Source organism: Leptospira kirschneri serovar Cynopteri str. 3522 CT, from assembly GCF_000243695.2.
Taxonomy (GTDB): Bacteria; Spirochaetota; Leptospiria; order Leptospirales; family Leptospiraceae; genus Leptospira; species Leptospira kirschneri.
Genome location: NZ_AHMN02000007.1, coordinates 101,703 through 122,241, shown reverse-complemented (window position 1 = coordinate 122,241; position 20,539 = coordinate 101,703). Strand labels below are relative to the sequence as shown.

Here is a 20,539-nt window from a genome sequence, read left to right as displayed (position 1 = left end):
CTGATACAATGTAATTTTATTGTAAAATAGAGTTCCATTTAAAGATCAGGGAATTGTAATCGCTCTTAAACTTTTTATATCGTGATTCTTTATTAAAAGTCCATAAATTTTAAGACAAATCGCCGTTTAGAGGCAGAATTTTGGTGCTCTAATAGAGTTCTGAACAATAGAAACAACACTATGAATTTTGAAATAAATATCTGTTTAAGATATAGATCTACATTTTTTTACTCTATAAGTCTGATGCTTATTCATTTATCAAATTGAATACCTTACATTTTATCGCAAGACCCTATTTAACGCGAGTTCAGCATAAAAACATGAGAAAGGATTTTCTAAAAGTATGAGTTCCTACAATTTTAGAATTAGTTTGTAAAATTGTGGTTTGTGGTAGTTCCCACATTTTAGGAATTGATCTGTAAAGCTCAGCCCCAACTTTTTTCAGAAAAATAGATCGTGATCTTACAGTCAGCTTGTAACAAAATATTGGATACTTTATTTATAAGTTCTGAGTAGTAACCAGATTTTAAACAATAGATTTGTTGAAAAATTAATTCTTGATCTGTTTGTATTGGATTGAATGGACAATTGAAGCAATTTTACGAATCTTCACTATGGAATTTTTCAACAACTCTAATGATTTCTATTGGGCGTAATTAGAATTTTTGGAGTTTAAGTATAGATTATGTAAAAATGCGACTAAATTGTTTTCAAATCAATTCATTTCAAAAATGCCAACGAATATAAATTTTCTAAAGAACCTTATATACAAAGTAAACCTACGATTTGCTATAAAATGTATGAAGAAAAGAACGTACTAAATGAAAGGCCAATTTTGCAAAGATATAGAAATTTTAAATCGTTTTCAAAATCTTACTACTCGGACGTATAAATAGAATATTTGAAGTTAGATTGTTTCAAAAATTTGAATGTTTTGGTCCTGCTCTAAAATGCCATAAATCCCGAATTTGCGATATTTTTTAATAATCCTATTTATTTCGCAAATGCGGCTGTTAATAACTTGGTACTATTTTCATGCGTCTGAGTAGCATTTTTGAATTTGGATTTTGTACTAAAATTTAAAAATAGAGTTATTGAGAATCCCATGTAGTGATTAACAAAACTGTGTTCATCGACCGTTTTCATAAAACAAAAACAGATGGAGAATTCATTTTTCAACAACTCTAATGTAATAACTCAGCCGAGATTTTTCATTCATAATGATTAAAGTCTTAAAAAGCTTAATAGATTATTGATTTCTATAAAGTTGAATTCTCCGAATTTTTAACAATCTACGTTTAAAAATAAAATATTGAGTAATTCGTATTTAGTTTTTAAGCAGTAAAACGACTCAGTTTGCGTGAACTGCTACATTTTATAAAAAGGATTTTAAGATAAGCTTTATACAATGAATTTTGAATTTGATTACCATTAAATGGTAATTGAATGTGAGTTCGACGTAAAAAAAACCTGTGCGAATCTTTTGCTCCCAATTCCTTCGGGATTTAAACTCAATGTTGCTTCTTAAACTCAGCGCGAGGGTTGTTAATGTAGGTCGCATTAATTTAACAAAACACTTATCGATTTTGTTTTAATGGAAGAAGACTAATTTTTTAACAAATCTATTATAAAAATTAAATTTTTAGGATTTAATCCTTGATTTTGAATTGGCATTAAAGATCGAATCACTTGCCGAATTTAAAATCTCACATTTTTTGAAAACTATGGAATCGATAACTCTATAAAACCTAAAAGATCGAGCCCTACTTAAGTTAGAGAAAATTATTTCTTTTTCAAGGATTTTACTTAATCCTCCTTGATTTTTAAGCCCTTTCCCATTTTATAGCACAATGAGTAACCTCCAGTAGCAACTTTGGAACTTAATTTCTAAATTTTCAGAAAAATTGGACTACTGAGGAATCTATTGAAATCGAGACATTAGCGCCATGAGAGAAATTATTAAGCTCGTTTGTCAGGAGCCTGGATGTTCCAAGGGGAAAAGTACCTACCTTCTCACCAAGAACAAAAAGGCTAAAACTGAAAAATTAGTTACAAAAAAATTCTGCAAATTTTGTAGAAAACACACCGAATACAAGGAAACTAAGGTCTAAAATTTCCAGGTAATAGGATGACTGCAAAAAAATCGGCTCCGGCATACGATAAAAAAGTTCTCCAAGAAATCTCTGAACTTCTTCATGAGAAAAAAAATGCTCTCTTGGAAAAGTATGCCCATTGGGAAGATAATAGTAAACCGTCTGGCCTTAAAGAAATGGGTGATATTGCGGATATTGCATCCGAAATTAACGAAGAAACTTTGAGTTCCGTTCTTTCCGAAGCTGAAATAGAAACCATCCGAGAGATTGATGCAGCATTGGAGAAAATCGAAGAGGGGACTTATGGCGTTTGTGAAGGAACAGGTAAAAAAATTCCTATCGCACGTCTCAAAGCAATTCCTTGGACCCGTTATACTGTCGAATACGCAGAAACTCTTTCTAAAAGCAAAGGTTTTTCTCGTAAAAATGCTGGGAGTCGTCTTACAGGCGCTTATAAAATCCCATCTGATATGGATTCGATGGATGATTGAATTTTTTATTTGTTTCTTATTATCTAACTTTTCTTTCTAAAAGTTGTAGAAAATTTCTAAACCCATCATAAAGATTAAACCTGTTTCAAATTTTACAGAGTCAGAAAGCAGGGCGTTTTAGTTTCCCAAAAATGTGGGAACTCATACAACACTTGATACAATCTATACTTCAACTCGTGTTCATTAAGAGCGATTTCAAAATCTTAAAAATGAATGTGGGAACTCCCATGTTTTATAAAATTGAATACCTTAAATTTTTATCACAAAACCCTATTTTAAAGCAAATATTGAATACTTCATTAATATATAGTAGTCTTTAAGAATTATAGAATTAACGTGAATTCGGCGTAAAAAACGAGAAAGAATTTTATAGAAGCCATCTCAAAAATATTTTAGAATCGGCATTTTAAACAAAGTAAAGTGATTCTAAAAGTAGTAGTTCCTACAATTTTAGAATTTACTCGTAAAATCGCGATTTGTGGTAGTTCCCACATTTTAGGAATTGATCTGTAAAGTTCAGATCCGACTTTTTTTTAGAAAAATGAATCATTGCCTAACTTACGGTTAAGATTAGGTAAAATTTTCTCCATAAGCGTAGATTCCTATTTTTAGAAAATTTTCTTATACACAAATCATGTTGTTTGCTATTCAAACACATAAAAATAATACTTATGCTGAATTTTGTTTCTAAACTTAAAATGTAGGGTCTTCTTTAAAAGGCCAACAAATCCGGGTTGAATGTCATTTTTTGAAAACTTTCACATCTTTGGTAAAATCGATTGTTACCTTTGGTATTATTTTTATACGTTCGAGTAATAAGAAGTCATTTTTTTGATCGTTTTTAGATTGAAATCTGAATCTTTTTCAAAATCCTTTTTATTCGTGTCTGGATTATTCCATAAACTGAAACCACTTAGAACTCCTACATTTTTTGGCCTTATTCTCTGTTCCGTTATTTCCTATCTTTTGTTCCGAAGCTTTCTTTTTGTAAGAGAAACGGAAGGGGCCGGAATGATAGCAATCGGAACGATCCAGTTCCTTTTCGGATTGATTCCCAATCTATATCATCGTAAACCGGGAAGGATATTTACAATGGCGGGGGCTCTTGTCTTACCAGGATTACTATATGATAAAACGGTAATATTTGGTTCCCTAAGTGGTTTATTTGCGGGCGCTATTTTAGGGATTTTTTTAAGGCAATATATTTCCACTTTTCATTCACAAACCGTAAACGAAGAAGACCCTATATTCCGTTTTTTTTATATCAATCGACCTTACAAATCTTCTCTGCCGTTCTATCAAAATCCTAAAGTAGGGATTTTGATTTTTTGTTTATTACTTCTTATAGAACGTTTTTTTACCTATTTTAACGCGCCTCCTTTTAAGGGTTTCGGTATTTTAGATATGACGTATTTTCCCGGAATCAGTTCTAGATATGCTTTCGGTTTGAGTTTGGACTTTTTAGGATCCTGGGTTCTTGTAATACTTTATTTTTTAGCGGAAGAATCTTCCTCTCACGAAAGCGATTCTCCAGTTAAGTATTGGAGACAAGGGCTTTTTGCTGGAGTATTTTTGAATATTCTACTATTCTTAATTCAAGGGTTTACGCTGGGTTCGGTAATCCCGTTCACTCCTATCATAGGAGGTTCTTATTCGGCTTCTGGTTTTCTTGTGGATTCAAAATCCCTCAATTGGTTTTTCCCTCTTTGGATCGCGTATTTTTTTTACTATCTTAATTCTAAAAGTTGGCGTTCTCCTACAAAAATCATTTTGAGCGCTGGACTTTTATTCCCTTTTTTAGTTTTAGGGAAACATTTTAGTGCAGGTTCCTGGATCTTACTTTTTACTCTTTTGACATACAGTTATTCCGTTATCAATTTTCCTAAAATTCGAAATCGTTGGTGGAAACTATCTTATATCCCGGTTTGTATGATCGTATGGATTATTTTTGTAGTTTTGATTTTATGGATCGGATCATTTTCTTGGTCGTTTGAATCTTGGCAGGAACTTCATCAAACTTGGATTAAGTCCTTTCGTAGTCCTGGAGGAGGTATTTTTCGTTTTTTGGATCTTTATGGGGGAGAAGGGTGGCTTCAAACTAAATCCGCTTGGAATTGGACAAAACAATCGATTTGGTTAGGAAACGGCGCTGGTAGTTTTGTACTCAACTGGATTGATTCTAGATCTTCCAATCCAATTCCACCTGGAGGAATGAGAGAATTGGAACTTTCTTCTTTCTTATTTTTATTACACGACGGTGGGATTTTTCTAATTCTCATTTTTTTGGGTTGGATAGGTTTGGAAATTGCGTTACGCGATCATTGGAAGGTTTTAATTTTACTTTTGCCCATCTCTATTTTTTTTATGCCTTGGACTGGAAGTAGTGGAACCGTTGCCTTTTTTTGTCTCTGGTTAATTACTTCCGCTTCTTCTCAAACGAGACAACTACATAGAGCTTTCGGAGGCGGATTTAATCTTATCTCTTTATTTTTGGGAACTTTCTTTTTATTTTATTCTTTAATTAAAATCGCACCGAATTTATGGGGTCCCGAGTTTCGTTATGCGGAATTGAAGTCTTATCAACTTATGGCTAAAAAACAAGGTTTGATCCAAAACGGAATTCGTTATCATGAATTTTCTTCCGGCGCGACCTGGGTATTGGCGAGTAAAGCTCCACTCAGTTTAAGAGCTTTTGTCCCAGAAGGAAAAAATTTTTCTAAAAGAGATAAGATTCATATTCGTTGGTCTTTTCTGGGGTCTGACTGGGTTGAAATTCAATCCAAAACATTACCGTTATTTGCAAATGTAAGTTCGATCGGACTAACCGTTCCAGGCAATGCCAAATATTTAAAAGCGGAAATTCTTCCTAGTTCCTTCTTTGAAACGTCTATGGATGAATTTGCCATTTCTGCCGAAGATTTTGACAGCCTAAATAGAATTAGATGATCCAAATCTGATGAATCAGATTTTGAAACTGTTGTTTGATTCGAACTAATAATCTCCAAAATAAAAGTTTCCAAGGTGGATTTACAAAAATAAAAACGGCTCCGGGTTCGAATTCAGGATCGTCCTCTCTCACGTTCAACCAAACAGGAATTGCAAGAATATTCGAAAATTCTTTACCCGCCACGTAAAAAGTCACATAAACTCTGTCTCCAATCATTAGGTTTTTTTCAACCGGAGAATAAAATCCCTTTCCGGATAAAGAATACGCCAACGAATGATATTCCCTTTCTTCTTGAACGATTGTAACTGCTATAAACAGAGGGATCTTGAGAATTCTCTCTCTAAAAAATTTTGGATTGAGAATTCCCCTAAAAAGTGTCAATACGCTTAACCAAATCGGATAAACTAAAAAAAGCCCTATGAACTCGGAGGTTCGAATCCCTCCGAGAAGAAGTGGTATTAATTCCGGAAATATTGAATAAATAGAATATAATAAAGTTGGAATTAAGAATAGAAACACAGATACGAAAATTTTTACTTTGGAAAGTTGTCTAAACAATGGAATTGGTTCTATTTTTTGAGTCTGACTTTGACTAGAACGCATCCAGGAGTCGTATCGTGTAAATCTAGAAATTACTGTATAATCGTCCCGAAATAATCCGATGGATTGAAGGACCTCGATGGGGAGTATGTTTTGAGAAATTGTAAGTAAATATTCCAAAACAAAAAATCCGATTGCAAGTATGAAGGGAAGTAAGACGACTAGATCTCCGTCCATGAGTAAAATGTAATTAAAAGTTCCGTGTAAAAGAAAACATCCAAATAAACTATAATAAATCCCTAAAAAATTAAAGGAAGAAGGTCTGGAATGATAGTATTGCATTACCGCAAATCCGTAGATTCCTCCTGTAAACGTATGGATCGGAAGGGAAGTGACCGCTCTTAAAAATAAAGGCCAGAAATCCAAAGTTGTAGAATAAAGAAAATTTTCTAGAAGTCCGAAAGAGGCGCCTAATGTAAGTCCGAAATAAATTCCGTCGGAAGTGTTATAAACCGATTTAAGCCCTCTAAAATACCATAGGACAACAATAAGTTTTGGAACTTCCTCTAAAAGAGAACTTCCTGGAAAAGCTCTTTCAAAATATGAGTTTTCGTCTATATACTGTTTTGCTAATATTTCCGGAAAGATGGCCAGTCCTACGGTTAAAACTCCGCAGAAAACGGCGGATAAGTCAAAACTCTTTCGATTTGGATGGTAGTATGTGTTTCTATAGAAAAACCAATAGAACCCGGCGGCAAAAACCGTCGTTACAAATTTCAAAAAAGAGGTTAAGAGTCCTTCGGATCCTAAATAAAGGAGCATATTCCTTTAAAATATCGGAATATACTCCTTTATTTGTTAATCGATTAAGTTTGAGAAAGTGTTCTTCTTTTCAAAATATATGCTACTGCTGCCCCTGCGCCGATCAATAAAATTGCTATAAGAATCGCGTTCTTTTTCATGGAGTGGAGCAAGAATCCCATCAATTCTGAATCTTCGTCCGGAACCGGAAATACCTTTGCTTGATTGGTGATATGTTTATACCAGTCTTTGTAAGAGGTTCCATTAGATGCCACCCAAAGATTGAATTCTTTATAACCGCTTTGTGCGTCCTTACGAATGTCCAAACCCTCATACGGATATTTCCAAGCCCCTGGAACTAAAATCGCCCATGGAAAATTGTTAGAATCTAAATACTTATCTGTTCCGTTTGCGTTTTTATAAAGCCCCGGAAAATGAATTTCTTTTCCGGTATTGGTTACTTTAATAAAGATGTCGTAGGGATAATTTCCAAGCACGGTTTTTTTAACAGGAGAATTAAATACGATTTCGATCGTTGCTATATGTCCAGGTTTATATACTCCTCCCGGATTTACGTTTGGATTAGATGTGGTTTTATTGGATTCTTCATGGATTTGAATTCCTTGATTTAGATCCGATGAAGAAACCGTTTTTGTGGTTAGATCTGTAACTACTTTGCCGTCGTCTCTTACCACTTTTCTAGAAAACGTAGCTCCTACCGCTACGGGAAGTTTTAAAAAGAAAGTATGTTTGTATCCTGCACCTCGCGCCACGTGTTGATAAGTTCCTCTCAGTCGAATTACGTCTCCTGCTGCGTTTAGGTCTTCTTCGTTATGAATGTGGAGTACATAATCGTTTAAGTCTGCGTCTCCCGCGCTTGGATATAAATCCTCATACGCTACAGTGCTTATTCCTTCTGCTGGAATTCGTATTAAAGAAGAACGAGTTGGATCTTGAGGATATGTATCTAACGTGTCCGGAACACCGTCCTTGTCCGTATCCGTTGGTGCAGTTGCAACAGCGGGAAGTAAAATTTCATATTTGATTTCTCGATTAATTCCGACTACGTTGATCAGATTGATTAAGTTAGAGATGGATTCTCCTCCTGCCGTAATCTCAAGAGTGATTTGACCTACTGCGGTTTCTACAGTAATGGTTCCGGAAACTTTTCCTACGTTGTTTGAAATTCCTTGAAATAAGATATGTCCTGCATTGTCTGAAACGATCACCGTAGCCCCAGAGATAGGTTTGGATTGTTTATCCGTTACAACTATATTTAGGGGAATCGTTTGCACAGTGTTATACGTAAAAGGAATACTTCCTATTTGATCGTTTACAGTAATTACACCTGTAATTACTTGAGAAGGAGGAGTAGAATTCGAAGAGGAACCATTATTTGAACCTGCTCCTGTATTTGTATCATTTCCGGAAGAAGAATTAGAACCTGTATTAGAACCAGAACTTGTGTTAGATGATCCAGAATCGGAATTAGAACCTACACTTGTACTCCCAGAGTTTGTATCATTTCCGGAAGAAGAGTTAGAACTTGTGTTAGATGATCCAGAATCGGAATTAGAATCTACACTTGTACTTCCAGAGTTTGTATCACCTCCGGAAGAAGAGTTAGAACCTGTATTAGAACCGGAACCTGTGTTAGATGATCCAGAATCGGAATTAGAGCCTACACTTGTACTTCCAGAGTTTGTATCATTTCCGGAAGAAGAGCTATTCGAGTTTCCGGAGGAAGAACTAGAAGAATTGTTTCCAGAAGTTTGAGAATTGGTAGTATTTGAGGAGGAATCGCTATTGTTGTTTGGAATTAGTGCGCCGCCTGTATTATTTCCGCTTCCAGTATTATCCACAATCACCACACTCCCTCCGTTGGAAGCTGTTGCGGTTCCGGCACTAGATTCGGACTTAGCTGTAGATGCACCCGCGTCTTGATTGAGTAAAGTCAGAAATGGAAGTAATATTCCTTTTTTCTTATGACTGCAACCAAAGACTACAAAGCTTAAAGCAATCAATAATATTAGAATTTTCTTCATAACTCTATATCCCTTTTTTATAATTGAAATAAAAGACGAAGAGTACTCAACGTTCAATACTATTCGAGGAGGGAATTATAGGTGATTTTTTAGTTTCAAGAAAGATTTTTTTTGCCTTTAACGGCATTTTAAATTAATTTCATGTTTTTTTAGAAGGTTTTTTGGCGACGTGAAGTGTTGCATTCCCAAAAACAAAATTTTTATATCGTACTTCTTGAAAACCTTCTTTTTCAAAAATCGACTTTAAAGTTTCCTGATCCGGATAGGATAGGGAAGAAACAGGAAGATAATCAAACATTTCATTTTTCCCTCCCCAAAGAATATAACCTAAAATCGGAACGATTCTAAAAAAATAAAAATCAGCGATCCAACGAATCCAAGGATTTTTGACTTTTCCTACGTCTAAATTGAGAAACATTCCTCCCGGTTTTAAAACCCGAAAAATTTCTCCGATTGCTTTGGAAAGATCATCTACATTACGAAGACCAAAGCCGATTGAAACCACATCAAATTGAGAATTTTGAAACTGAATCAGTTTTGTGGCGTCTCCAAGTTCAAAATGGATTCTACCTTTTTGAGCTTGTTTTTCAAGTCTGGTCTTCGCTATTTCCAACATATTTTCCGAAAAGTCCACACAGGTCACATGATCTACGAAGGAAGAATTTCCCAAACGTAAAGAAATATCTCCAGTTCCACAACAAAGATCTAATACATGCAAGTGGCCGGAAAAATTATTTTCAACTTCCTGCACCAAACTATTTTTCCAAACTCGATGAAGTAGAAAGCTATTCCAATCGTTGAATCGATCATATTTTTTTGCGATTTTATTAAAATTTTCCCGAACAAACCCGGCCTTAAAATCGGCCTGAGGCATTTGAAATCCAGACATACGGTTAATGAAATGGTTTATTTATGTTTGGCAAGTAGAGTTTTTACGATAAAGACGTAAGGATAGAAATTCTAAAATGAATTTATAGTTGTAGGAACTATTACTTTAGGTTTTGATCTCTGATTTGTAAAATTTCTGAAAATTTGTAATAATCTTAAAATGTGGGAACTATTACATTTTGTTGTGAATTTATCAACGGATTGTAAAAAATTTATTTCTTACTACTCGGACGTATAAAAGTAGTACCAGAAAATGAATGGTCGATTTACAAATCCTCAAAAAATTATATCTAACTGAAATTGTTGGCTTTTTTGTGCGAGATCCACATTTTAAGTTTTGAAACAGGTTTAAGAATAATTATTGTTTTCATATGTTCGAGCAGTAAGTCTCTATACAAATCAAAAACGTAAAAACAATCCATTTGACACGAAACCGTTTTACCGATTCTTATAAAATTAAATACCATAAGTTAGAAACGGATGGAGAATTCATTTTTCAACATAAAATATCCGTATTCTATTATAGAGTCCTAAAGTAAGAAATAGGTTTTGCGAAACAAATAAGTCAGGTTTGGAATGACAAAGAAAAAGGAAATAACAATCTGCCTTTAGATTCGGGGGATTTTTGTGGAATTTTTATTGGCAAAAGGTGGGTGGGTTTCTGTTCTCATCTTAATCGTAAGTTTTATCAATCTAGGCCTCTTTATTCGGGTTCGCACCTTTCTTCCGGTTCTTAAAAGAAAAATCTTATTGAGACTTCAAGATGACAATACAAACAAAGAGAAACGAAATATAGATTTAAAGTTTCTATTCGAAGACCCGGAAGAATTTTTTATCAAAGAATTTTTCGTTCCGGAAACGATGATTTCTTGGATTCGAAATCTAGCAGGCATTGCTACCATGCTCGGACTTCTCGGAACGGTAATCGGAATTTCAGTAGCTTTCGAGGAAATGAAAAATGCAGGTTCGGTCAGTTTAGAAATTTTTTCAGAAGGAATTAGGCTCGCTTTAAATACTACGATTCAAGGTCTTTGTGTTTCGATTCCCTCTCTTCTAGGGTTTCAATATTTGAAAGTTGTACTTCATAAAACGGAGATAGAATTGAAATTCTCAGTCGATTCTGAAAACGTTTCGGTTAAAACTTCAGAATGAAACAAAAATCCCAAAAAAGAAAACGTCTTTTAGAAAACGAAGATTCCACCCTCGACATGACTAGTATGTTAGATGTGGTTTTTATTCTTTTGATTTTTGTGATGGTTGCGATGAGTTTTCAAAAGGAAGCCCATTCCTTACCCGTTAATCTTCCTAAAGGTAAAGCGGAATCGAGCGGTAGTGGAACTAAAAAAGAAATATTTCTTTTGAAAGATGGGAATTTACGTTATGCGGAACAAAACTTTACGGAAAACGCCTGGGTACAACTTGTTTCCGAAAGCGAATTTAAGAATCAAATTGTATGGATTTACGGCGACGAAAAAGTGGATTACGGTAAGTTTGTATTTATGCTGAATAGTTTAAAAAATTCTAATTTAAAAGAACTTCATATTGCAATCAAAAAAGAATAGTCTTTATTTTTTTAATCCATTTTAAAATTTTATGATGTGAAGGATAAGATAGCATGGAATTGAGCTTCGATGAATTCGGAATGGTTAAAGTGGGAGTTAACCGGGAAAAACCCTACGGATCGCGTGCTATATTGAAATAAAGAGGATTGTTGTATCATGTTTCCTATAAACAATTTATTGATCAGAGCTAAAGAGCCCGGATTCGCCTAAATTTTCTTACGACAAACTCATGTTAAGTAAGAAAACCAGTCTTTCCAAATCAAGATAAAGGACGACAATTGAACTAGAATGGATTTTTTCTTTAAAAAGAAGGGGCTGCGTGTTAGAGTCGCAGCTCTGATCGAAAATTCTCAAAACGAAATTCTACTCATTCAACAAAAGAAAAAGGATTCCTACTACTGGCTTTTACCAGGAGGTGGAATTGAATTCGGAGAAAGCGCAGAAGATGCTCTCAAAAGAGAGCTTAAAGAAGAACTTTCTCTTGAAATGAAATCGGCTTCTTTTTTACTTTTAAATGAATCCATAGAACCCGGCGGAAAAAGACATCTCATTCAACTTGTTTTTTCTGTGAACGTCAAAAAGGAAATTCCGGAGCTCAATTTGAATGAAAAGGCGATTACTGGTTTCGGTTATTTTTCTTCGGCGGCAATTCGTGAAATGGATCTTAGGCCAGACATCAAATCCTTTCTTTTAGAAGGTGATTTTAAATCCGCGCCGTTTATCAAAAGTATCTGGGTATCAGAAAAAAAATGAGTCTTATCGAAACCGTTCCGGTAAATACGGAACACAAGTCCGTTCCTGTTCATCTTCATTCGGATCTTTCCGGTTTGTCGGAAGAGATTGCAAAACTTCCAGGAATCACTTCCGTTTTTTTAATCACGGAAAAATCGATTCATTCTATCTATTCTAAATATTTAGAAAGGGAGTTATCTTCTATTCCCATCAAAACGATTTATATCAAAGGAGGAGAAAAGTCTAAACACATCGATCGAACCGGAGAAGTATATAATCAACTTATTGAATACGGTGCGGATCGTAAATCTTTGATTCTTGCATTTGGGGGCGGGGTTGTGGGTGATTTTGCCGGTTTTATTGCCTCTACTTATTTGAGGGGAATCCGATTTGTTCAAATTCCTACAACTCTACTTGCGTGTGTGGATTCTTCGGTAGGTGGAAAAGTCGCGGTCAATGCGGATTTCGGAAAGAATATGATCGGTTCCTTTTATCAACCAGAGTTTGTGTTTGCTCCTTTGTCTGTTTTGTCCACTCTTCCGGATCGGGAATGGAGATGTGGTCAAGCTGAAATTATCAAACATTCACTTCTTTCTGGAGGGGAATACTGGGAAAATGTGAAGATTCATTCATTCAAAGATTTGAATATAGATTCTACAATTCTTCCATATCTGATCGCCGAATCGGTTCGTTTTAAAGCGGATGTAGTTTCAAACGACGAAAAAGAAACCGGACTTCGTAAAATTTTAAATTTAGGACATACTACGGCTCATGCGATCGAATCTGTTACGAAATATAAAAAATATTCCCACGGAGAAGCGGTTGCGATCGGTCTTGTGACGGCGTTATTGTTAAGCGAACAACATTCTGGGCTCGATCCTATCACTACAAAAGAAACAATAGAATCTCTGAAAAATTACGGACTTCCATTTCAGACGAAATTAAAATCTAAACAACTCGCCAAACATATGCTTCACGATAAAAAAAACGTGGGCGGCTCGATCCGTTTTGTTCTTTTGAAAAGCCCCGGTTCTCCCGTTTTTGATATTCCCATAGATTCGGAAGATATTATATTAGCAATTCGTAAACAAAAAGGTATTTAATGGAATTTGTAGTCAATTTTTTTCAGGGTATCAATCCGTTCGTACTTTTGAAAACCAAGGAGAGAAGTCTTTCCGAAGAATTGATTCTCATCGTTTATTTTATTATTTTTTTGATTCTTTCTTATAAAGTTATCATAATAGTTCTCGATTTTTTCAAACCTACAGTAGACGTTACTTCTCGTTATAACCGCAGAAAAATGGCTAGGATGTCCTTTGTGGTTTTGGGTTTGGTGATTCTTTTACCGGTAGTTTTTTCGGGTCTTTCTTATCTTCCGACCGTGATGGGTTTGGCTGGAGCCGGTATCGTTATTTCTTTAAAGGATATTACGCTTAACTTTGTAGGTTGGTTTTTTATCCACGGAAGCAATGGTTTTGAAGTAGGAGATCGTATAGAAATCGAAGGAGTGCGAGGAGATGTTATCAATATAGGAATGAATCGTTTCACTCTGATGGAGATTTCTTCCGATCCTAAATCGGATCAATCCACAAACCGTCTGGTTCATTTTCCGAATCATTTTGTGATTTTACGTCAGGTGATTGTCGTAAAAGACAAGATGAACTACGTATGGGATGAGATGAGAATTAAGATTCCATACGATTCCGATTTTGAAAAAGCGGAAGAACTTTTAAACGGAATTATCCGTAATAACGCGATTATAGATCAAGGAACGATCGATTATACTCTTCAGGAACTTTCTAAAAATTATCTGGTTCGTCTCGGCAAAACGTCTCCGATCGTTTATCTTTCTTTAGAAGAAGGTGGTATTCTTTTTTCTCTGCGATATTTAACTCACGTTAGGGGAAGAAGGGATATGAAAACTAAAATCTCTCACCAAATTTTAAAAGAATTTAAGCAGTTTCCAGGAATTAGAATTTTATAATATATTGATTCATGTGCTTTTTATAAAGCTGTATAATAGGACATCTAAAGTTCGAGGTTTGAACCAGGTTTTTATCTTAAAACTTATAGTAAAAAACGATTTTTTATTGAATGACACGGCGATTCCACTTAGAAATTTGATTTTACTAATCCCACAAATCTTCGCTACAAAGAGCTGTTTGAGTGCAAAAGATTAGACGCTCTGTTGTTGTAGAGTTTGAGGTAAATACTTTGTTTCTTGGATTTTTAAAAGTGAAATTTGTTTTTTACAAATTGATGATCCGATTTTTTTATTTCATTTTGGTTTTTCCTTTTTTACAGTTTTGTGATTCTGAAATAGAACTTTCTATCCCTAAAAAAATTCATATAAGTTATCAATTGGAAGGTCGGCCCTACAGGATGGATATAGAATGTACAGAAGATTCTCCCGTTTGGAAATGGATTGCAAAAGAAATTCCAAAATTAAAAAAAGGATGGAATTCTTATTACGCGACTCTTCCAAGCATAGGAATTCTTGTTGATTTTGATCATGGCAGAAGATTACAAATTTTGGATCATGGAATGATTTATATAATTCCAGGAGAGTCAGCTCTGTATCATGATTTTCAAAATGAAAAATTTCAAGAGTTATTAACACTGATAATCAAAACTCAAAATAGATAGAAATGTTTTAGCCCCGTTTTTTTTGAAAATCAAGAGTAGTTTCAACCTGAATTTAGTATAATCCAATTTGAAAGCGATTGAGGTGGGGAACTCAGCAGAACGCTCTTTCAAACTAAAGCCGTCTCACTCTCTATGGATCATTTGACAGATCGTGTTTTATAATAAATTGTAACTGAAGATATAATGTTGTTTATTAAATTTCTTTCATACAATTTTTTGATCGGGATTAAAGGCGAGGTCCGGCAACCACGATTTCTTTTATACTGAATTTACAGGATTAAAGTGTAAACTATATTGGATCGGGAGTTTTGTTATATTGATTCTGAGCAACACAGTGTTTTGCGACTAAAACTTAAAGATACTCAATTTTATTACAAAACACTGATTTCATGCAAAATATTAGATACTTTATTATATGGTTATGAGTAACGGCCGAATTTGCGAAATAAATAGTGGTTATTAAAAAATGCTGTAAATTCGGGATTTACGGCATTTTAGAGCAGGACTAAAACATTCAAATTTTTGAAACAATCTAACCCAAGTATTCTATTTATACGTCCGAGTAGTATCATACAAAAATGTTTAGTAAAAACCACGCTTCCGTTTTTAAATCTATAAATTGAGATTGTTCTTAAGTCCTTTTTTTAAAAAGAAGTATAATTATGATACAAGAACTTCAGATTCGTGTGGTTCCGGAAGTTGCGGGCGAGTATGAAACTCTCAAGACGTTCCTTTCTAAAACTTTAAAAATCGAAATACAAGAAATTCGTCATATCGAAATTCTGAGTCGTTCCATCGATGCAAGACAAAAAACGATCTACTTCAATCTGAAAGTTTTGGTTTTTATCGGAGAGGATTATGTAGAAAAACAGATTGTTCTTCCTGATTTTTCCGATGTGTCTAACGCTAAAGAGGTGATTGTAGTCGGCGCAGGGCCGGCGGGTCTTTTCGCTTGCCTTCAACTGATTCTTTCCGGTTTAAAACCGATTCTTTTAGAAAGAGGTAAGGATGTGATGAAACGTCCTTTTGATCTCAAAGAAGTTAATATTCATCATAACGTAAACGAAGATTCAAACTATTGTTTTGGAGAAGGCGGGGCAGGAACATACTCGGATGGCAAACTTTATACCAGATCTAAAAAAAGAGGAAATGTTCGTCAAATTTTAGAATGGCTCGTAGGTTTTGGGGCAAACAAAGACATTCTCGTAGAAGCTCATCCCCATATAGGAACCAATAAGCTCCCCAAAATTGTAAAAAACATCCGAGAAAAAATCATAGAAATGGGAGGAGAGGTCCATTTTGAAAAGAGGGTCACCGATTTACTGTTAAACGGAAACCAATTTCAAGGGGTGATTACGAAAGACGGAGATAAAATATATGCAAAAAATATAATTCTAGCTACTGGACATTCTGCAAGGGACGTTTTCGAATTACTTCATCAAAAAGGAATTGAAATAGAACTAAAACCGATTGCCGTAGGTGTTAGAGTGGAACATCATCAGTCTTTAATTGATTCTATTCAATATAAATGTGATGTGAAAAACACTTATCTTCCTCCTTCTCCTTACAATATCGTAAAACGGGTGGATGGAAGAGGAGTGTATTCTTTTTGTATGTGTCCTGGTGGTGTAATTGCTGCCTGTGCGACAAAACCTGAGGAAATAGTCACAAATGGATGGTCTTCTTCTAAAAGAGCAAGGCCTTCTGCAAACTCCGGAATTGTCGTAGAGTTGAGGCCGGAAGATTTTAAACCTTTCTCTAAATTCGGTCCTTTAGCTGCGATGGAGTTTCAAAAAGAGATCGAGAGAAAAGCCTGGGTTGCGGGTGGCCGCACACAAAAAGCTCCGGCACAAAAACTTGTGGATTTTGTTCAAGGCAGATTATCTATCGATTTACCTAAAACTTCTTATACTCCCGGAATCACATCGGTTGTGTTAGACGAGGTTCTTCCTCGTTTTGTTTATCAATCTTTGCAAAAAGGTTTTCAGGAATTTGATCACTCTATGAAAGGTTATCTGACAAACGAGGCAGTCGTTCACGCTCCGGAGACGAGAACTTCTTCCCCCGTCTGTATTCCCAGAGATCCTAATTCTTTACAACATGTTCGCATTCAAGGACTTTATCCATGTGGGGAAGGTGCGGGTTATGCGGGCGGGATCGTTTCTGCGGCGATGGACGGAATCAGATCCGCAACTGCATGTGTTTTGGCAAATAGTTAATGTGAACTATACGTAAGAAAACGAGAAAGAATTTTCTAAAAGTATGAGTTCCTACAATTTAAGAATTTGTTCGTAAAATCGTGATTTGTGAGAGTTTCCACATTTTAGGAATCGAGATCACAACTTTTTTAGAAAAATGAATCATGAATTCCTCCACGAACTCACGTTAGTTAAAAACCAAAGTTAAGAATAAATCTACTCATCATATCAAAATGATGCTAAAAGTTAACGATTTATTTTGCAAAGATATAAAAGTTCCCAAAAATTGCATCTAATTCGGAGTTTTAAAGAAAATATTCCATATTCTAGTTTTTGCAACAATATTATCATAATATTCGAAAGCGTAAATAAAGTTAACTTAATGTGAGTTTGATATAATGCGAAAGGGATCGATGAATGAACTCAGCATCTCACTCCCCATGGGTCGTTCGACAGGTCGCGTTGTAAACTCAACACAACACTCTCTATGAATCGCGTTAACTCAGCAAAGCGCTTTCCTAAGGGTCGCGTTTTAGGATCAAGTTATTAGCATTTTATGAAAATTGAATCTGATTCTGTAGTTTTACAATAACTTGACCGAAGCTAAAGAGCCTGGTCCGGCTGCCTGTGGCAAGCCAGATTCGCCCTAATTTTTTTACGTCGAACTCTATTCAATAGGAACTCCGTTTTTAGAAAGAACAATTTGTATTAGAGTCGTTGAGAATTAATTCTCCATCTGTTCCCGTTGTATTGAAATAGAGAATTGAAGTAGTTTTTTTAATTCTTACTATAAAAGTTTTATATAATATTATAAATTCATAAATTGCTTATTGAGCTTTTCTAGATCTTGAATTAAATCCGTTGGTTTTGGTTGGATCGTTTTAGCGAGTTTCATTCCGTCGTCTATTAAATCTAAAATCAGTTTTTTTTCGGCTATTGCACGCGCAGAAGGCATTGATTTTCTTTCGTTTTTGTAGATGGAAGCTTTTTCATCGATGATGGAAACGATTTTATTCAAAGCGTGAATTTTTGCCTGTTCTTCTCCCATAAAAATCCTCCGTCTTTATTGAAAGTTTAATGAGTTTAAGATTCTAGAAAAGCTTATTTTTGAAAGTGCTTTCGCAAAATCCTCGTTAGAGTTTCTTTTTCCTGCCACAAAAGTAGTGTACATATAACTGCATTTCCCAGTGCTAGAAAAAAAAGCAATCCTCCGTCGTTTTCTTGTTCAATTCCGATTACGAACACATGGGAAAGAATCGCGCCAGACATAAGAATCAACCCAAATAAAGAACCCAGCCAATTCCAACCAGGTATAAACAAAAGAATTGAAACGATAAATTCCAAAATACCCGTTCCGATTCTTCCCCATGGTTCCATTCCAAGTTTGGAAAAAATCGCAACGGATTCCGAAGCTCCTGTAAATTTATAAAATAGCGTCTGCAAAAACGTAAACGCTACAATACCACGCAAACAATTGAGCAATATTTTTTTTTTAAAAGAATCGATCGTAAACAAGAAGGTTTCTCCTTAGATTCTTTGAAACCTTCGGATTTATCTCTAAAGGGTTACATTTACCGATACATTTCTTCTATTTCTTTTTTATATTTATCCGCTACTATGTTTCGTTTGATTTTCATCGTTTGCGTCAATTCATCTCCAGGCTCAAACTTCTTATTTAGAATTCTAAAATTAGAAACTTTCTCAAAGTTCTTAAAACCGTTTTCACTTGATACAAACGTTTTGATTTCATTTTTAAAAAGTGTAATTATATCCGAGTCTCCATTTAAATTTTCTACTTCATTTAACATTTTAGACTTAAATTCTTTTAGATATTTTTCTAAAGTTTCCTTGTCCGGAACGATCAAGGCTCCAAGTGTTTTTTGGTCGTGACCGACTACCATCGCTTGTTGTATGAACCTACTTCGAACCAGAGCGAATTCGATCGGTTCCGGTTCTAAATTTTCTCCGCCTAAAAGTACAATCGTATCTTTGGCTCTCCCGGAATATTTTAATTCTCCCGAAGTCGTCCAAGCTAAAAGATCTCCAGAATTCAACCATCCGTCCGAACTCAAAATCTCTTTCGTTTTTTCGGGTTCTTTATAATAACCCTTCATCACGTGATCTCCTTTATGCCAAGCGATTCCTTTGATTCCGGGTTTAGTGATTTCATTTCCTTTTTCGTCCATTAGTTTGATTTGAACTCCTGGAATACAACGACCTAGAGTTCCCACAGTAATTTCTCCGAATATTCTTCTTGTAGAAATACCCGATAACTCTGTCATTCCATAACCTTCTAAAATTGGAATTCCGATCGCGTTAAAAAACGTGTCGATGTACTGAGGTAAAGCACCGGCTCCGGAAAGTGCGAATCTCAATTCCCCGCCTAATCCTTGTTTGATTTTATTGAAGGCGAGTTGTGAAATCTGATTCGGAATCCAAAGGAGGATCACAATCCAAAGTGAAATTAACTTCTGCCATAAAGAGGCGAACGTAGATTGTTCCACTAAGGAATATTCTAAATCCTGCAACCTAGAAAGATGTTTGTAATACGTAATTGCAATTTCCTTAAACGCTCCGAATAAAGCCTGTTGAACCGGAGAGGAATTTCTTACTTTATCATGGATCTTATTATAAAGACTTTCCCAAACTCTAGGAACCGAAAGTAACAATGTAGGTTTAATATCCGCCAGATCTTGACTTAATGTAGAGATGGAAGTGAATGCTTCTGCTCCTCCCGCACGAATACAAACAGTTTCCACAAGTCTTTCCGCGATATGCCAAGGAGGAAGATACGCCATACTCCTGTCGGTTGGATATACGTTTAGATCTTCTCCTTGTAAAGCGCTGTCTACGTTAAACACTATGTTTTTGTGAGTTAACATCACTCCCTTGGGTTTTCCAGTTGTACCTGATGTATAGACGATCGTAGCCAGATCTTCCTCTCGGATTGCCGAACCTCTTTTATGAAACTCATCCTTTCCTTTGTTTTGTATCCAAGTTTTACCTTTTTCAATTAAGTCGTTTAACAAAATGATTTCAAAAGATTCTGTATCTTCAAGTGTTCCTTTCTGATCGGACAATATGATCTTTTTGAGATGAGGGAATTCGGATTTTTGACTTAAAACTTTTTTTAAGGCGGTTTCGTTTTCTAAAAAAGCAATCGAACATTCCGCGTGATTGAGAATATAACGAAGGTCATCCAAAGTAGAATCCGTTCCTCTCGGCACGTCTACACAACCTATGTTTGTGATTCCCATACTACACCAAAGCCAACGAGCTCCTGAGTCTGCGATCAAACCGATCGGAGTCCCCGGTTCTATACCTAAAGAGATCAATCCGCAGCCGATTTGTTGTACTGTTTCATAAAGGTTTTTGAAACTATTTGCCTGATAATTTTTACCGTCGGGTTTATAGTATTGTGCGGTCGAATCTGCAAAAGTTTCCGCAGAAGCTTTCATAACGTTGTATAGGGTTTTGGATTGAATTTTTGGAATGGTGGCGGTTTTCATAGAGGAGAGAACTTTATGAAAACCTTGAATTCAGTCGAGAAAATTTTTGAATCTAAATTCATTCCTAAATAAAAAATCGAATTTACC

Annotated in this window: 16 protein-coding genes; 10 read left to right on the top strand and 6 right to left on the bottom strand. The window is 35.3% G+C overall.

The window, feature by feature from the left end; translation table 11 throughout:
• The first annotated feature begins 1,946 nt into the window (after positions 1–1,946).
• The 3 genes from rpmG (at position 1,947) to LEP1GSC049_RS216780 (ending at position 5,530) form a co-directional block, all read left to right on the top strand.
• Complete coding sequence (gene rpmG, locus LEP1GSC049_RS0205765) at positions 1,947–2,111, top strand: 50S ribosomal protein L33 (protein WP_001206796.1); 165 nt, start codon at positions 1,947–1,949, stop codon at positions 2,109–2,111.
• 17 nt (positions 2,112–2,128) lie between these two features.
• Positions 2,129–2,584: a TraR/DksA family transcriptional regulator gene (locus LEP1GSC049_RS216775; protein ID WP_016560745.1), complete on the top strand. Its 456-nt coding sequence runs from the start codon at positions 2,129–2,131 to the stop codon at positions 2,582–2,584.
• 966 nt (positions 2,585–3,550) lie between these two features.
• Positions 3,551–5,530, top strand: a complete 1,980-nt coding sequence (locus LEP1GSC049_RS216780; protein WP_244266178.1) for a hypothetical protein — start codon at positions 3,551–3,553, stop codon at positions 5,528–5,530.
• On the opposite strand, the gene LEP1GSC049_RS216785 is transcribed toward LEP1GSC049_RS216780, so the two are convergent.
• The 3 genes from LEP1GSC049_RS216785 to ubiE all read right to left on the bottom strand — a co-directional run bounded on the left by LEP1GSC049_RS216785 (position 5,523) and on the right by ubiE (position 9,806).
• Complete coding sequence (locus LEP1GSC049_RS216785; protein ID WP_004757610.1) at positions 5,523–6,893, bottom strand: PrsW family glutamic-type intramembrane protease; 1,371 nt, start codon at positions 6,891–6,893, stop codon at positions 5,523–5,525. The genes LEP1GSC049_RS216780 and LEP1GSC049_RS216785 overlap by 8 nt on opposite strands.
• A gap of 44 nt (positions 6,894–6,937) precedes the next feature.
• Positions 6,938–8,917: an LruC domain-containing protein gene (locus tag LEP1GSC049_RS216790; protein ID WP_016560714.1), complete on the bottom strand. Its 1,980-nt coding sequence runs from the start codon at positions 8,915–8,917 to the stop codon at positions 6,938–6,940.
• Positions 8,918–9,056: 139 nt separating this feature from the next.
• Positions 9,057–9,806: a bifunctional demethylmenaquinone methyltransferase/2-methoxy-6-polyprenyl-1,4-benzoquinol methylase UbiE gene (gene ubiE / locus LEP1GSC049_RS216795; protein WP_016747955.1), complete on the bottom strand. Its 750-nt coding sequence runs from the start codon at positions 9,804–9,806 to the stop codon at positions 9,057–9,059.
• A 626-nt stretch (positions 9,807–10,432) separates the two neighbouring features.
• On the opposite strand from ubiE, the gene LEP1GSC049_RS216800 reads away from it, so the two are divergent.
• The 7 genes from LEP1GSC049_RS216800 to LEP1GSC049_RS216830 all read left to right on the top strand — a co-directional run bounded on the left by LEP1GSC049_RS216800 (position 10,433) and on the right by LEP1GSC049_RS216830 (position 16,964).
• Positions 10,433–10,957, top strand: coding sequence for a MotA/TolQ/ExbB proton channel family protein (locus LEP1GSC049_RS216800; protein ID WP_004757556.1), 525 nt, complete (start codon positions 10,433–10,435; stop codon positions 10,955–10,957).
• Positions 10,954–11,367 (top strand): ExbD/TolR family protein, encoded by a 414-nt coding sequence (locus LEP1GSC049_RS216805; RefSeq protein WP_004756461.1) that lies wholly within the window; start codon positions 10,954–10,956, stop codon positions 11,365–11,367. The genes LEP1GSC049_RS216800 and LEP1GSC049_RS216805 overlap by 4 nt, the downstream gene beginning before the upstream one ends.
• A 288-nt stretch (positions 11,368–11,655) precedes the next feature.
• Positions 11,656–12,120 carry an NUDIX domain-containing protein gene (locus LEP1GSC049_RS216810; RefSeq protein ID WP_004756253.1) on the top strand — a complete coding sequence of 155 codons (465 nt, stop codon included), beginning with the start codon at positions 11,656–11,658 and terminating at the stop codon, positions 12,118–12,120.
• Complete coding sequence (gene aroB / locus LEP1GSC049_RS216815) at positions 12,117–13,202, top strand: 3-dehydroquinate synthase (protein ID WP_016560690.1); 1,086 nt, start codon at positions 12,117–12,119, stop codon at positions 13,200–13,202. The genes LEP1GSC049_RS216810 and aroB overlap by 4 nt, the downstream gene beginning before the upstream one ends.
• Positions 13,202–14,083, top strand: coding sequence for a mechanosensitive ion channel family protein (locus LEP1GSC049_RS216820; protein ID WP_004756299.1), 882 nt, complete (start codon positions 13,202–13,204; stop codon positions 14,081–14,083). The genes aroB and LEP1GSC049_RS216820 overlap by 1 nt, the downstream gene beginning before the upstream one ends.
• Positions 14,084–14,265: 182 nt before the next feature.
• Positions 14,266–14,745, top strand: coding sequence for a hypothetical protein (locus LEP1GSC049_RS216825; RefSeq protein WP_025179116.1), 480 nt, complete (start codon positions 14,266–14,268; stop codon positions 14,743–14,745).
• Between the two features lie 662 nt (positions 14,746–15,407).
• On the top strand, positions 15,408–16,964 hold the full coding sequence (locus tag LEP1GSC049_RS216830) for an NAD(P)/FAD-dependent oxidoreductase (protein ID WP_004756473.1): 1,557 nt from the start codon (positions 15,408–15,410) through the stop codon (positions 16,962–16,964).
• A gap of 787 nt (positions 16,965–17,751) precedes the next feature.
• Here the strand turns inward: LEP1GSC049_RS216830 and LEP1GSC049_RS216835 are convergent.
• Genes LEP1GSC049_RS216835 through LEP1GSC049_RS216845 form a run of 3 tightly spaced genes read right to left on the bottom strand, consistent with a single transcriptional unit; the run spans position 17,752 to position 20,452 of the window.
• Positions 17,752–17,991: a hypothetical protein gene (locus LEP1GSC049_RS216835; RefSeq protein WP_002179960.1), complete on the bottom strand. Its 240-nt coding sequence runs from the start codon at positions 17,989–17,991 to the stop codon at positions 17,752–17,754.
• A gap of 53 nt (positions 17,992–18,044) precedes the next feature.
• Positions 18,045–18,458, bottom strand: coding sequence for a DoxX family membrane protein (locus LEP1GSC049_RS216840; protein ID WP_004756268.1), 414 nt, complete (start codon positions 18,456–18,458; stop codon positions 18,045–18,047).
• A gap of 56 nt (positions 18,459–18,514) precedes the next feature.
• Positions 18,515–20,452, bottom strand: a complete 1,938-nt coding sequence (locus LEP1GSC049_RS216845) for a long-chain fatty acid--CoA ligase (RefSeq protein WP_004756476.1) — start codon at positions 20,450–20,452, stop codon at positions 18,515–18,517.
• Positions 20,453–20,539 lie beyond the last annotated feature (87 nt).